The organism is Paenibacillus sp. J31P13 (genome assembly GCF_056269295.1).
Window position 1 is genome coordinate 50871 of sequence record NZ_JBWDNR010000013.1, and the last position, 12879, is coordinate 63749.

11 protein-coding genes are annotated in these 12879 nt (G+C 43.6%); 8 read left to right on the forward strand and 3 right to left on the reverse strand.

From position 1 onward, the window contains the following. The 3 genes from AC0YOD_RS26020 (at position 1) to AC0YOD_RS26030 (ending at position 2950) form a co-directional block, all read left to right on the forward strand. Positions 1–1068, forward strand: a complete 1068-nt coding sequence (locus tag AC0YOD_RS26020; protein WP_475802259.1) for a DUF3048 domain-containing protein — start codon at positions 1–3, stop codon at positions 1066–1068. Between the two features lie 253 nt (positions 1069–1321). Beyond that, positions 1322–1933, forward strand: coding sequence for a DUF47 domain-containing protein (locus AC0YOD_RS26025; protein WP_475802260.1), 612 nt, complete (start codon positions 1322–1324; stop codon positions 1931–1933). Positions 1934–1957: 24 nt separating this feature from the next. Beyond that, positions 1958–2950: an inorganic phosphate transporter gene (locus AC0YOD_RS26030; protein ID WP_475802261.1), complete on the forward strand. Its 993-nt coding sequence runs from the start codon at positions 1958–1960 to the stop codon at positions 2948–2950. A 1024-nt stretch (positions 2951–3974) separates the two neighbouring features. Here the strand turns inward: AC0YOD_RS26030 and AC0YOD_RS26035 are convergent. Then, a complete protein-coding gene (locus AC0YOD_RS26035; RefSeq protein ID WP_475802262.1) occupies positions 3975–4640 on the reverse strand; it encodes a helix-turn-helix domain-containing protein in 666 nt (221 codons plus the stop codon). Positions 4641–4861: 221 nt separating this feature from the next. After that, complete coding sequence (locus tag AC0YOD_RS26040) at positions 4862–5401, reverse strand: hypothetical protein (protein ID WP_475802263.1); 540 nt, start codon at positions 5399–5401, stop codon at positions 4862–4864. Between the two features lie 336 nt (positions 5402–5737). On the opposite strand from AC0YOD_RS26040, the gene AC0YOD_RS26045 reads away from it, so the two are divergent. From AC0YOD_RS26045 to AC0YOD_RS26065, 5 genes are all read left to right on the forward strand, one after another. Further along, the gene (locus AC0YOD_RS26045; protein WP_054026535.1) at positions 5738–6028 is read left to right on the forward strand and encodes a YerC/YecD family TrpR-related protein; all 291 of its coding nucleotides are present in this window, start codon (positions 5738–5740) and stop codon (positions 6026–6028) included. A gap of 9 nt (positions 6029–6037) precedes the next feature. Beyond that, on the forward strand, positions 6038–6835 hold the full coding sequence (locus AC0YOD_RS26050; RefSeq protein ID WP_475802264.1) for a sirohydrochlorin chelatase: 798 nt from the start codon (positions 6038–6040) through the stop codon (positions 6833–6835). Positions 6836–6886: 51 nt separating this feature from the next. Next, on the forward strand, positions 6887–7795 hold the full coding sequence (locus tag AC0YOD_RS26055; RefSeq protein ID WP_475802299.1) for a diacylglycerol kinase: 909 nt from the start codon (positions 6887–6889) through the stop codon (positions 7793–7795). 76 nt (positions 7796–7871) lie between these two features. Next, complete coding sequence (rlmD, locus tag AC0YOD_RS26060) at positions 7872–9374, forward strand: 23S rRNA (uracil(1939)-C(5))-methyltransferase RlmD (RefSeq protein WP_475802265.1); 1503 nt, start codon at positions 7872–7874, stop codon at positions 9372–9374. Between the two features lie 128 nt (positions 9375–9502). Further along, positions 9503–10156, forward strand: coding sequence for a M48 family metallopeptidase (locus tag AC0YOD_RS26065; RefSeq protein ID WP_475802266.1), 654 nt, complete (start codon positions 9503–9505; stop codon positions 10154–10156). A gap of 111 nt (positions 10157–10267) precedes the next feature. On the opposite strand, the gene AC0YOD_RS26070 is transcribed toward AC0YOD_RS26065, so the two are convergent. Continuing rightward, positions 10268–12805 carry an S-layer homology domain-containing protein gene (locus tag AC0YOD_RS26070; protein WP_475802267.1) on the reverse strand — a complete coding sequence of 846 codons (2538 nt, stop codon included), beginning with the start codon at positions 12803–12805 and terminating at the stop codon, positions 10268–10270. Positions 12806–12879 lie beyond the last annotated feature (74 nt).

Consider the following 12879-nt stretch of genomic DNA (forward strand, 5'->3'; position numbering starts at 1 on the left):
ATGGATAAAAGATTACGAAATTCGACCGTTTCATTGTTATTAGCACTTATCCTTTTATTAACGGCATGCGGTGGAAAGGGTGGAAGCGGGAATGAAGGGCCTCAGGAAACAGGTGACGCAACGGAGCCTACTAGTATAGTAGAACCTATAGGACCAACACCGCTTCCTTACGATGCCCCGCTGACGGGCTTAAAATTGGAATCGGCAGCAGATGCCAGACCGATTGCAGTTATGATCAATAACTTTGCAGCAGCACGTCCTCAGTCTGGGCTCACGAATGCAGACGTTATCTGGGAAGTGCTTGCCGAAGGCGGCATTACGCGACTAATTGCTATATTTCAAAGTACGAGTGCTCTGACGGATACAATCGGCCCAGTTCGCAGTATTCGTCCCTATTTAATTGATATTGGCGATAGCTTTGGCGCCGTATTAGCTCATGCGGGCGCAAGCAATGACGGCTATGCTATTTTGCAAAGACAAGGCAAGCCTTATTTGGATGAAATATCGAATGCGGGAAGCTACTTTTGGAGAAGCAAGGAGCGGAAAGCACCGCATAATTTATACTCCAATTTAGAGAAGCTTCGTGCGGGCGCGGAGAAGAAAAAGTATAGCTCGGATAAGAGCGTAGCTCCTTATACTTTTGAAGAGAACGGCTCGACGGAAGCAGGGGTTCCGGCATCCTCCATATCGGTATCTTTTTTACTCAAAAATTATAAAGTTGGATATATATACGATGCTGCAAGCGACTTGTACAAGCGATCAATTAACGATAAACCGCATATTGATATGAATAATGATGAGCAGCTCTCAGGAAAGAACCTAGTTGTACTTGGGGCGAATCATAAGACGCTGGACAATGAGGGACGCCTTGCGGTTGATTTAACAGAGGGCGGCTCCGCCATTCTGTTCCAGAAGGGTAAAGCAATCGAGGCTGAGTGGGTTCGCGCGCCAGACGGCATGATTCGAATCGTGAAGAACGGAGTTGAGCTTCCTTTTGTTCCTGGGAAAACTTTCATTCATATCGTACCGAATAAACCTACCTTTGCAGAGCATGTGACATGGGAGTAAGAATAACTTTTTAACGTCAAAAGCAGCTGGATGTGAAGATTTACTGGAAATCGAGTGACGCGAATGTGAATATTTAGAAAAAGACAGCGCAATACTGTTACAGTATTGCGTCTTTTTTAATTTTTTTTTGAAAATATAAAAATTTTTTTCTTATTCCTTTACATTCTCTTAACACTTCGGAGTTATACTATGTTAAGATATTGTGGGCTCATAGCAGTGCGCCTAAACATCCAGTCAGGTAAAGGGGATTACGATGTTCAAGAAAAAGGATATTTTCTTTAAGACGTTTGAGGATATGGCTGATGCCATTGTCGAAGCAGTCGAGTATTTTGCTAAAGGTCTATCAGATTTATCAGATGTTACAGCTTTCGCAAAGACCATGAAGGAATACGAAAGTAAATGCGACAAGTACACGCATACGATCTTGAAGGAACTGAACAAAACGTTCATTACTCCAATTGAGCGTGAAGATATTATGGCGCTTACGACTTCGCTTGATGACGTTCTTGACGGCATCGAGGCTTGCGCATCGCGTTTTGAGATGTACAACATTCGTGAAATTGACGCGCACATCGTACAGTTTGGTGATATTCTTATTCGTTCAGCTGGCGAAATTAAGAAAGCCATTTACTTATTGACGCAAAAAAAACTGCTAGCTATTCGCGAGCATAATATCGAGCTTAACAAGTTAGAAAACGAAGCAGATGATCTGCTCCGTGTATGTATAAAAGATCTGTTCGCTAATGTGAAGGATCCGATTGAACTAATGAAACGCAAAGAAATTTATGAAATGCTAGAAGAAACGACCGACTTCTGCGAAGATGTTGCCAATACGCTGGAATCGATCATTATGCGTAACAGCTAATCTAAAGGGTAGGAGTCTTAAAAAATGGATCTAATGGTTCTCTGGGTTGTTGTAATTCTAGCGCTGTCTTTTGACTTTATAAATGGATTCCACGATACGGCAAATGCCATTGCAACTGCTGTATCAACGCGGGCTTTAAAGCCTCGAGTTGCTATTATCATGGCAGCTACAATGAACTTTCTCGGAGCGGTTATGTTTACCGGTGTCGCCGCTACAATTGGTAAGGGTGTCGCTAATCCGGCAGCTCTTTCAAATGGTGTAGAAATTGTTATTGCGGCATTGATATCCGCTATCGTATGGAATTTAATAACATGGTGGTTCGGAATTCCTTCCTCGTCCTCGCATGCTTTGATCGGATCACTTGCTGGTGCGGTTATCGGCGGTGCAGGTGTGGATAATATTAATTCCGAGGGATTGTTAAAAATGGTATATGCGTTGCTGCTTTCGCCAGTGATTGCATTTACTGCCGGCTTCATTATTATGTGGATTTTAAAACGGATTTTTGCAAGATCAAGTCCGCATCAAGTCAATAAAGGCTTCCGTTTTGCACAAATTATTACGGCTGCTTTCCAATCCTTCTCGCATGGTACGAATGATGCACAGAAGGCGATGGGTATTATCGTATTCGCTCTTGTTGCTTCTGGTGTTCAAACGACGATGGATGTTCCATTATGGGTTAAACTATCGGCTGCAACTGCGATGGCTCTGGGTACATCGGTCGGCGGTTGGAAAATCATCAAAACAATGGGTACAAAAATTTTCAAAATCGAGCCGATCAACGGTTTTGCGGCAGACATGGGCTCAGCACTCGTTATTTTGACGGCAACGATGTTCCACTTACCGGTTAGTACAACTCATGTTATTACCTCATCAATTCTCGGTGTGGGCAGCGCAAAACGCTTCTCGGCCGTTAAATGGGGCGTAGCAGGACGAATTGGTATCGCGTGGGTAATCACGATTCCAATTACGGTAGTTATGGCAATGGGGACATACTGGCTCGTTCATTTATTCTTCTAGAAGAATGTGACTGAAGGATGGAAGTTCAGCACATTGGATCGCGAGAAGAGTAATTAGATTGTAAGTTGAGAATTTAGTTGGTGTGAAGAGTATTTAGAATGTAATTAGAGTATTAGAGAGTAATAAAGGTATTAGAGTGTGATTTGAATATTAGAATCTAATTAATGTAATTAGGTTCGTAAGAAGAATATCAACCATTTTAGTGGATAATCGAGCAGATGGATGATATAATTCAAAAGGTTTGGATAGTTAGCAGTGATGTAGTGATGCATACGAGGTAAACTCACTAAATAGTGAGTGGAAGCTCATTCATGCGAGAGTTGCAATTGCTTATCCATAAGATAGTGAGGAAAACCTCACTCGCCATGAGCCTAGGTTCATGGGGATTGAGATTTAACTCACTATTTTTTGTTGTCCCTACAGAGGTACGAACAGAGAGTGAGTATTGCCTCACTGTTAGTGAGTTTTGCTGCTGTGATATTGCATGAAGCAAGGTACATTGCTATTGCTGCTGTGATATTGCATGAAGCAAGGTACATTGCTATTGCTGCTGTGATATTGCATGAAGCAAGGTACATTGCTATTGCTGCTACGATATTATATGAATCAAAGTACAGCGCATAATTGCTGCAACGATATTGCAATAATCAATGCACAATCAATGCAGATCGCATCAGATCAAGCTGCTGCGATATTACATTAAACCATGCACATTATACCGCTGTGATTTTAATGAATTATGTACAATAGCCTGCTTATGCACATTTCATTCAGGTATGTGTATGAGTGGGTATGTTGATGATGACGAATCATGTCGAAGGTTGCACTTGTGCACAAATAATAGTGTTAACAATAAGCTAGGCGATAAAAAACCTGTGTATATCTCCTGTTTTTACTTATCCACAGGGGTATAAGTTCTAATTTTGAAGTGTGAAAATGTGCATAATTATAATTAGCATTTTATATAGAGTAGTTGTACACATTCAGACCACAGTTGTGGATGAAAGTGCTGTTTTTAATCCCTTTAATCATCATTGTAGCTTGTGAGCAAATAGGCCGTTGTTCGCTGTTTAGCTGGTTGGCTTCTTAACACGCCTTCCTGTTCATAACGTTGCAGCCAGTCGATAGCTGTGCGGTTGCTAATCTGGAATTCTTTTGCGACTTCACTAGGCTTAAGCTTGCCATCACGGCGCATTGCCATTTGAATAAGAAGCTGCTTGCGGATATCCCATAACTTCGCTTGCTTTGAGCTATCGCCGCTATAAGTGATTGACCACCAATGACCGATTGCTTGCTTCAATTGGAACATACAACGCTGAGAATGATTGTTTACTTGCCATGCTGAGAAACGAAGAATAATCCAGCCTGAGAGCACAAGATCATTTTGACGAATAAGGTGGTCATTGAATTCTGCTGGTGAAATATCTCGAGCATGAGTTGTGAAGCCATCGATTTCAATGACTAGTCGCATCCCATTTTTAATGAATACAAAATCAGCAAATCGTTGTCCGCCTTTATGGTCAACAAAAGGATGCTCCGCGCGCAAACCATCATAGTTGTAATCGAATGCGAGCCCCCATACATACTCGAGAAAAGCGAGCGATGACTTATCCAGCTTATTGCGATAAGAGCCGCTTAGAGCAGCTTCGCGATCAAAGCTTTCAATGAATCGCAGCAGATTTGGATGCATGACTATTCCTCCTTCATAATAGTGGACATGAAAACACCCCGACCGCAGCGTTAGTCGCTGCAATCGGGGTGTGCTTCACTCCAATGAATTGATAACTTCATCATAGCCAATAGAATGTGATTTCACAAGGGACTAGGAGAAAGCTGGCATGCTCATACTCTTATACGTATGGATGAACGGGATATCCCTTCGTACTGGCGGGGAAATCCTTTGATGATCAACTACTTTTTGCTTTTTTTTGTTGGTCGGCTGCCTTTGCCCTTTTTGGAGCCTGCACCGGTTTTACGACGCTTGCGGCGTTTTGGTTTCCATTCTGTGTCATCATCGTCATCTGAGGCAGATGACTTTTTGAAGGAGCCCATGAGTACTTTGACGAGAGGTGCCATTTGTGAAACGCTGGACATAACCTTTTGAACCTTTGAAACTGTACTTAGAATACCGTCAATTCCGCCAATACGGTCAACAAAACCTTTGATTTCACCTAGGCTGGCAAGGGAGAAGCCGCCTGCTTTGGAAGTGGTGGTCGATTCTACTAGATCTGCTGCTTTCTCAGGTAAGACGACAGGCAAAATATCTTGACCGGGAGGCGGCGCTACAGCTGGTGGCATAGTCGGCAGCATGCCGTTTAAGGTGAAGCCGCTTGATTTCGCGCCCATCGATTTAGAACCCATTGATTTATTTGGAGGACCTTCACCTAGACGGTAGTCGCCGTGTCTATTGTGATATTGGTTGCCGCTGCCGGGGGTATTGCGATAATTCACAAGGATCACAACCCTTTTTTATAATAGTTTATGGAATAGGCGAACATAAGGATTGGACGAATGTCCCGAGTTCCGATATTTTTTCGAAAATAAGCCCATTTTTAATGAGGTTTCTTGCATTGCAAAAGAGTTCTGTTGAACTCATTCATTCTGCACTGCTTCAATACGGTAATGTTTGAATAAATTTGCTAAAAAAGCTACAATGTAAGCATTAGTTTAAATATGAGAACGTATAGGCTTCGCTCTTATATGAAGCTTATTTTTTACCGCGAAACGGGAAGAGCGCCATCTACGGATTGCGTCCGCCGTTTACGCTTGTAATAGGAGTGAATGCGCATGCAGCTCAAAAAGCTGAACGATAAAGCAATAGATCAATTATTCGAAGCGGTTCTAACATTGAAATCGGTCGAAGAATGTTATGTTTTCTTTGACGATTTGTGCACGGTTAATGAAATTCAGTCTCTGTCACAGCGATTAGAGGTTGCACGGATGCTTGGCAAAGGCAGTACATACAATGCCATTGAAGCAGAAACAGGCGCAAGCACGGCAACGATTTCAAGGGTGAAGCGTTGCTTGAATTACGGAAATGATGGGTACAAAATGGCCTTGGAGCGTCTTGGAAGGTAGGTATTCCTCATGAAGCCGGGTATTCTTGTTATAAGTCATGGATCCAGAGAGGCTGAATGGGTTCAGCTTGTGGATAATGCTGTAGCAAGTGCTGCGGCTTCTCCTCAGCTGACGGGTATTCCAGTCTTTTCGTCCTTTTTAGAAATTGTAGAGGGACGACTTATTCAGGATGGTATTGATGAACTGGAACGGCAAGGTGTAACCGATATGCTGGTTATACCGCTTTTCGTATCGTCTGGAAGCACGCATGTTGATGAAATCGGTCAAGCGTTCGGCCTGCCTTGGGTATCCGATTTGGAAGGTGATCTTGGAGAGTTCCAAGTGGAAGCCAAGGTGCAGTATGGTCCTCCAATTGATGATGATTCTGAGATCGCAGAGCTGTTAATGGATAACCTTGCAGAGCTTTCTACGGAGCCGGCGAAGGAAGCATTATTGCTTATCGGGCACGGAAGCAAGGAAAAGGTATTCCATGAGCGCTGGGAGCAAGGGCTGAAGCAGCTTGGTGAACGGCTTCGTATACTTGGCGGTTTCATACGTGCTGAATATGCAATGCTCCTGCCAGACCAAGCTGCGTTGAAGCTTGCTGCAATGAGAGCTGCTCACCCGGAAGAAACGGTTATTGTCGTACCGCTATTTCTAAGCCAAGGTTATTTTACAAAGGTGGTTATTCCGACTCGTCTGGCTGGACTTGCTTATAAGTACAATGGACGAGCTATGCTGCCTCATCCGGCGATTGAACGTTGGCTGGAGAGAGGGATGACGGATTGGCTAGAAAATATTGTTTTGAGCAAAGATAAAGTGTTGTAGCATATTATGATATAAGTTGAGTGGATTGTTAGGGGTGAACAACAGATGGCAATCAAAAGGGCAAGACTTATCTATAACCCAACTTCGGGTAGAGAAGAAATGAAGAAGCGACTGCCGGATATTCTTCAGCGGCTTGAGCAGGGTGGCATAGAAACGAGCTGCCATGCGACGATCGGTGAAGGTGATGCTACACTTGCGGCATCGGAAGCAGCGGATCGTGACTATGACATGATTATTGCTGCTGGAGGCGACGGTACGCTCTACGAGGTCATTAATGGCTTAACAGGCAAAGCGAATCGGCCTCCGCTCGGTATTTTACCGCTTGGAACGACGAATGATTTTGCAAGGGCAATGGGAATCCCAAAAGCTTGGGAGTATGCGGTCGATTTAATCATTCAACAGTATACGCGGCCAATTGATGTTGGGAAGGCGAATGATCGTTATTTTATAAATATCGCCGGTGGCGGCTCTTTGACGGAGCTGTCTTATGACGTTCCGAGCAAATTGAAGACAATGATTGGGCAGCTTGCTTATTATATGAAGGGTTTGGAGAAAATGACCCGCCTTCGCCCAACTGAACTGACTTTTCAAGCAGCTGGCGTAGGTGAATTTCATGATGAGTTTATGATGTTCCTCATTTGCAACAGCAATTCGGTAGGCGGCTTTGAGCGCTTAGCACCGGACTCCAAGCTGGATGACGGCTTGTTGGATGTGTTGCTTATACGCAAATGTAACTTGCCTGAGTTTATTAAGCTGGTTTCATTAGCGCTGCGCGGCGAGCATTTCCAAGATCCCCATGTTATTCACTTCCGGACGAATGAGCTGAAGGTAACGACACCGGATTATGTACAAATTAACTTGGACGGCGAATATGGCGGGGTGCTGCCATGCACGTTCTCCGTGCTGCCGTTGCATTTGAACATTTTTGCAGATAAAACAGGTGTCTCAACTTACCGATAGGCGTAAAGGCGTTATTGCTTGTACGATTGATTAATAGCTTATAGGATTAGCATTGAAGATAGAGCGGAGAGAGTTTATGAATAAAGGCAAAAGCAGAGGCGGCAGCAACAGAGGGAGATCACGCGGTTCCGTAAATTCAGGTGCGGCGGCTCCGATCGATGCGCCTTTTCAAAAAAATGAAGAAGTCACCGTCGATATTATCGGCCTGACGCATGATGGAGAAGGGGTAGGCCGCGCTGACGGCTATACCCTTTTTATACAGGGAGCACTTCCTGGTGAACGCGTGCGCGCGAAGGTAATGAAATTAAAAAAACAATATGGGTATGCTCGGTTGGAGGAAATTGTTCTTAAAAGTCCTTCTCGTGTAGAGCCCCCTTGCGATATATATAAGGAATGTGGCGGCTGTCAGCTGCAGCACTTTGATTATCCTGCGCAACTGGAATGGAAACGACAGCATGTTGTGGACAACTTGGTGCGAATTGGAAAGCTTAATGTCATTGGCGGAACGAGTCGTGAGGGCGAAGCGGTTTCAGAAGGAATCATTGTTCATGAGACGGTTGGAATGGACGAGCCATGGCGCTATCGGAATAAGGCTGCTGTGCCGGTTGGGGTAAGCCATACCGATGGCGGGCTTCTGGCTGGATTTTATGCTCGCGGCAGTCATCGGATTATCGATATGGACGATTGTCTCATTCAGCATCGTGATAATGATGAAGTTATTCGCATGGTGAAAAGAATCGGTCGTGAGCTAGGTGCCTCGCCTTATGATGAGGAAACAGGCCGAGGCGTGCTTCGTCATGTAATGGCGCGGACTGGGGTAGTGACAGGCGAGATCATGGTCGTCCTTGTAACGAATGGCAAAAAGCTGCCGTCAGAGGAGCTTTGGGTTAAACGTATTCGCGAGGAGCTTCCGGATGTGAAGAGCATCGTTCAGAATGTGAATGAACGGAACACGAACGTCATCTTTGGTGATGAGACGAAAGTTCTGTGGGGCAGCGAGGTCATCTATGATGAGCTCGACGGCATTCGCTTCGCGATCTCTGCGAGATCCTTTTATCAAGTTAATCCACTGCAAACCGTTGAATTATACCGTAAAGCAGTAGAGTATGCGGGATTGACGGGGTCTGAGACGGTCATTGATGCTTATTGCGGAATCGGGACGATTTCGTTATTCCTTGCTCGGAAAGCTGGCCGTGTTTATGGGGTGGAAATCGTACCAGAAGCAATTGAAGATGCCGCGCGAAATGCAGCATTGAACGGTATTACAAATGCTTCGTTTGAAGCGGGACCTGCAGAGGTGGTTATTCCACGCTGGCGTGAGGAAGGAATTACGGCGGATGTTATCGTTGTCGATCCTCCGCGCAAAGGTTGTGATCCTGCTTTGCTCGAAACGATTCTCGCAATGAAACCGGAGAAGGTCGTATATGTGAGCTGCAATCCATCTACACTTGCTAGGGATTTAAGAGTTCTTGAGGATGGCGGGTATCGGACTGCTGAGGTAGTGCCTGTGGATATGTTCCCTTGGACAGTTCATGTGGAGAGTGTGGTAGTACTATATCGGGAAGATACAAACAACTAATCACCTGCAAAACATAATACACTCATGCTAAAATAGGGAAAGAGAAACGGAAGCAAGGAGAAGTTCTTGCACCTGTGCTCTTTCCCTTTTATTTTATGTGATAAGAAATAATAGAGACGATGGTGGGTATGAAGATTGATTTTGAGAACGATACAATAGACGTTCATGTGCAATATGGGAATAGCGCTAAGCTATCTATTCATATAGACGCTTCTGGTTTCATTACCGTTAAAGCTCCAAATGGCACAAGTAATGAGGTTATTATTGCCGCTGTGAAAAAGCATGAGAAGAACATTCTGGAGAAGTTAAAGAGAATAGAGGCGGCTCGTAATGCTCCCAAAACAAGAGAATATCAAGAACAAGGAAAATTTCTTCACCTTGGGAAAGAGTATTATCTTCATGAGTTAATAGAGACGGGCGAGCTGGATGAAGAGGAATTAAAAAAGAATCTCAAGAAATTCTATTTCTCAAGCTGTAAGAAGGTTATTGGAGAACGGATAAAAATATATCAAGATCAGCTAAAGGTAAAACCAAAAAGCATTGAAATCGAAGAATCGAGAACGAAGTGGGGAAGCTGCAGCTCAAGTAAAAAGCTAACCTTCAACTATCGTCTAGCTATGGCTCCCATTGAAGTGATCGATTATGTCATTATCCATGAGCTATGCCATCTAACACATATGAATCATGATCGTTCGTTTTGGAGGCGGGTAGGGAGCATTATGCCGGATTATAAAGATAAGGAAGAGTACTTAGCCAGGTACGGGCAGGCTATGACACTTTAGCAACGATATCTAATAATTGAAAATATATATCACCTAACAACTGAAACTTTGTCAGCTGACAAGAGCGAATAAAGAAAACCACGTCCTTGGACATGGTTTTCTTGTACGTTATTACTTATTGAGCAAATTGTAAATCGCTTGCGCTGTCTCAGCACGAACAGTAGCAGCCTGTGGTGCAAAGTGATCATCATCGCGGCCAGTCATGAGCCCGGCAGCAATTGCTTTATTTACTTCTGAGTATGCCCATGAAGCGACTTGATCGCCATCTTCATAGAGGGATAGCTTATCGCTCTTGAACAGTAGGACACCCGATTTGTATTCATAGGCTCTAATGAGAAGCACAGCCATTTGTTCACGGGTAATACTCGCATTAGGAGCGAAATGAGTATCATCGATTCCTTTTACAATACCAGCCTGAACAGCTGTTGCAATAGCCTCAGAATACCATGCGCCTTGCGCAACATCGGCAAATGCTGTGCTTGTTCCAGTCGTTTCTATACCAAGGGAACGTACCAGCATCGTAACAAATTGTGCTCTTGTTGTTGTTTGTGCCGGGCCAAACTTATCTTCTGTGATGCCTTCCACCACTTGCTTGGCGCTTAATGCTTGAATGGTATTAAAAGCCCAGTGCGTGGACGGTACATCTGTGTAGGTCTTCGTATAGTCAAGCACACCGTATTTGGAATTATGCGATAAGACAGCTTCAATTGTAGTATTGTCGGCATTCTTTTTACCCCCTACATACTCCCACTTCTTCGTGGTTTCGTTAAGGTAGTAGATGCCGAGCAGCTCTGAATTTACTGTATTCGCAGCTAGTTTGAATTTTAGAATGACGGGCTCGTTAAAATGATCCAATCTAGTTGATTTTCCGTCCTTGGATTCAATCGTTAGATCGAATTCATATAAAGAACCATTTTGCTTGATTACAGCACCGCTTGAAGCATTGGCAGCATTCACTAATGAGCTCGCAGCGGATGCATCAATTGCTTCCAAAGAAATTTTGATCTGAGCTTCCTTTAATGAAGTTTCGTTCAACAGTTTGGAGAGAGCGACCAGCACAGAGGAAGGAATGACAGCGGATCCTCCGCTTGATGTCAATTCTATTCCTTTTTTGCTTAACTGCAGTATATCGCCAGCGTTATTAGGCAGTAAAATATAATGATCTTGGATTAGTGCAATTGTAATATTGTCGGCTGATCCGGATGATGTAATAAGGTCATTCAGCCCGCTTGCTGTTAATTGGTTAACCGTTGGTGATGGATTGCCGCTGGAGCCAGATCCTGATCCAGTCCCAGATCCAGAGAGTGTGGATTGCGTCAATTGTGGACCATTCGTTGTCCACACGCCATTAGGAAGCTTTGCTTCCACTTTAAAAGTATAGGATGTATTAGCTGATAAATCGTTTAAGCTGTAAGCATATACGCTACCCGTTACCGTTCCGACTTCTTTTGTTCCTGCGTATATTTTATATTCTGCAGCTGGCCCATTTGCAGGTGACCAGTTCAATGTAAGACTTGAGGATCCAACGTCTTTCGCAGTTAGGCTGCTGTTCAGCGGCCAAGCCAAAGGAGTCTGCATCACAGTCCACATGACATCTGCTATCGCCTTATATCCAAGTGTACTTGGATGAATGTTCGCAGGATTGGGCAAATAGTTAGGATAGTCAGCAGCAATGGCTTCTTTCGTAGGCACGAATATTGCTCCTGCTTGTTTAGAAACTGCTGCAAGCGTATTATTCACTTCATCTAATACGGCTGTTAGCAGCTCTTTTTGAGAAATGGGCAAAGGAAAGTTATGGAATGCATCATAGTATCCCATGATGTAGATGTTCGCCTTCGGATTTACTTGTCGAATTTCAGTAAGGATAGCACCCATATTGGTACCTACTTGTTGCAACAGGCTCATCGCTAGAACAGGGGGCATGGCAAAATTACTATCAAGCTTTTGGATAAAGTCATTTGCACCAGCATCTAACGTAATGATATTTGCTTTCGCAATAGCCTGCTTGATGGTCATTCCGTTAGCGGTTGGGACATTATTTTTAATATTATCTAATACGTTTTGTGTGGTGTAGCCAGGAGCTGTATGATTTTTATTAAATTCTCCGAGTAGTCCATAATTGTGAATATTCTCTGCCAGCATATCGGTATAACTGCTGCCTATTGAAGAAGATGGCGATAATCCTGCTGCTAAGGAATCACCCAACGCCAGATAATAGATTTTATCTTTATTTGGATCAACAGAAACGCTGAAGCTAGACTTCCATTGTTGTGCTTTGTTACCGGCAATATCGGAAGCATCAATTGTTAATAAATAAGTCCCATTAGGCAAATTAGCAGTAGCGGCAGCTACAATTTTAGTTTTGGGATCATAAAGATGGGGAACGGTGATGGTATTCACTTTCACAGAAATCGTCGTTGGATCAATACCCGAATCTGCATCCCCTAATGTAGCTGTTAGGATTGGCATTGAGGTATAGACTGTACCTTGGCACGATGGACTTACATTCAAAATGACGGGTGCTACAAGATCATTGCTTGTATTTGCTGCATAAGTTTTTACTGGTAACTGAATAGAAAGTACTAGCAGCAATAAGACCAAGGAACATTTTAACCACATGGATCGCTTTATCTCTTTCAAAACATTCATCCTTTCAACTCGTTTAGTTGTGTACAGTGAATGATTATAACAAGATGTAAATGCAAAGTCTGTCATATTACAAA

Bases quoted from the DNA above. Each gene is read 5' to 3' on its own strand.
- AC0YOD_RS26030 (WP_475802261.1), top strand. From the start codon at position 1,958: ATGGATCTAATGGTTCTCTGGGTTGTTGTAATTCTAGCGCTGTCTTTT.
- AC0YOD_RS26020 (WP_475802259.1), top strand. From the start codon at position 1: ATGGATAAAAGATTACGAAATTCGACCGTTTCATTGTTATTAGCACTT.
- rlmD (WP_475802265.1), top strand. From the start codon at position 7,872: ATGAATAAAGGCAAAAGCAGAGGCGGCAGCAACAGAGGGAGATCACGC.
- AC0YOD_RS26050 (WP_475802264.1), top strand. From the start codon at position 6,038: ATGAAGCCGGGTATTCTTGTTATAAGTCATGGATCCAGAGAGGCTGAA.
- AC0YOD_RS26045 (WP_054026535.1), top strand. From the start codon at position 5,738: ATGCAGCTCAAAAAGCTGAACGATAAAGCAATAGATCAATTATTCGAA.
- AC0YOD_RS26035 (WP_475802262.1), bottom strand. From the start codon at position 4,640: ATGCATCCAAATCTGCTGCGATTCATTGAAAGCTTTGATCGCGAAGCT.
- AC0YOD_RS26065 (WP_475802266.1), top strand. From the start codon at position 9,503: ATGAAGATTGATTTTGAGAACGATACAATAGACGTTCATGTGCAATAT.
- AC0YOD_RS26070 (WP_475802267.1), bottom strand. From the start codon at position 12,805: ATGAATGTTTTGAAAGAGATAAAGCGATCCATGTGGTTAAAATGTTCC.
- AC0YOD_RS26025 (WP_475802260.1), top strand. From the start codon at position 1,322: ATGTTCAAGAAAAAGGATATTTTCTTTAAGACGTTTGAGGATATGGCT.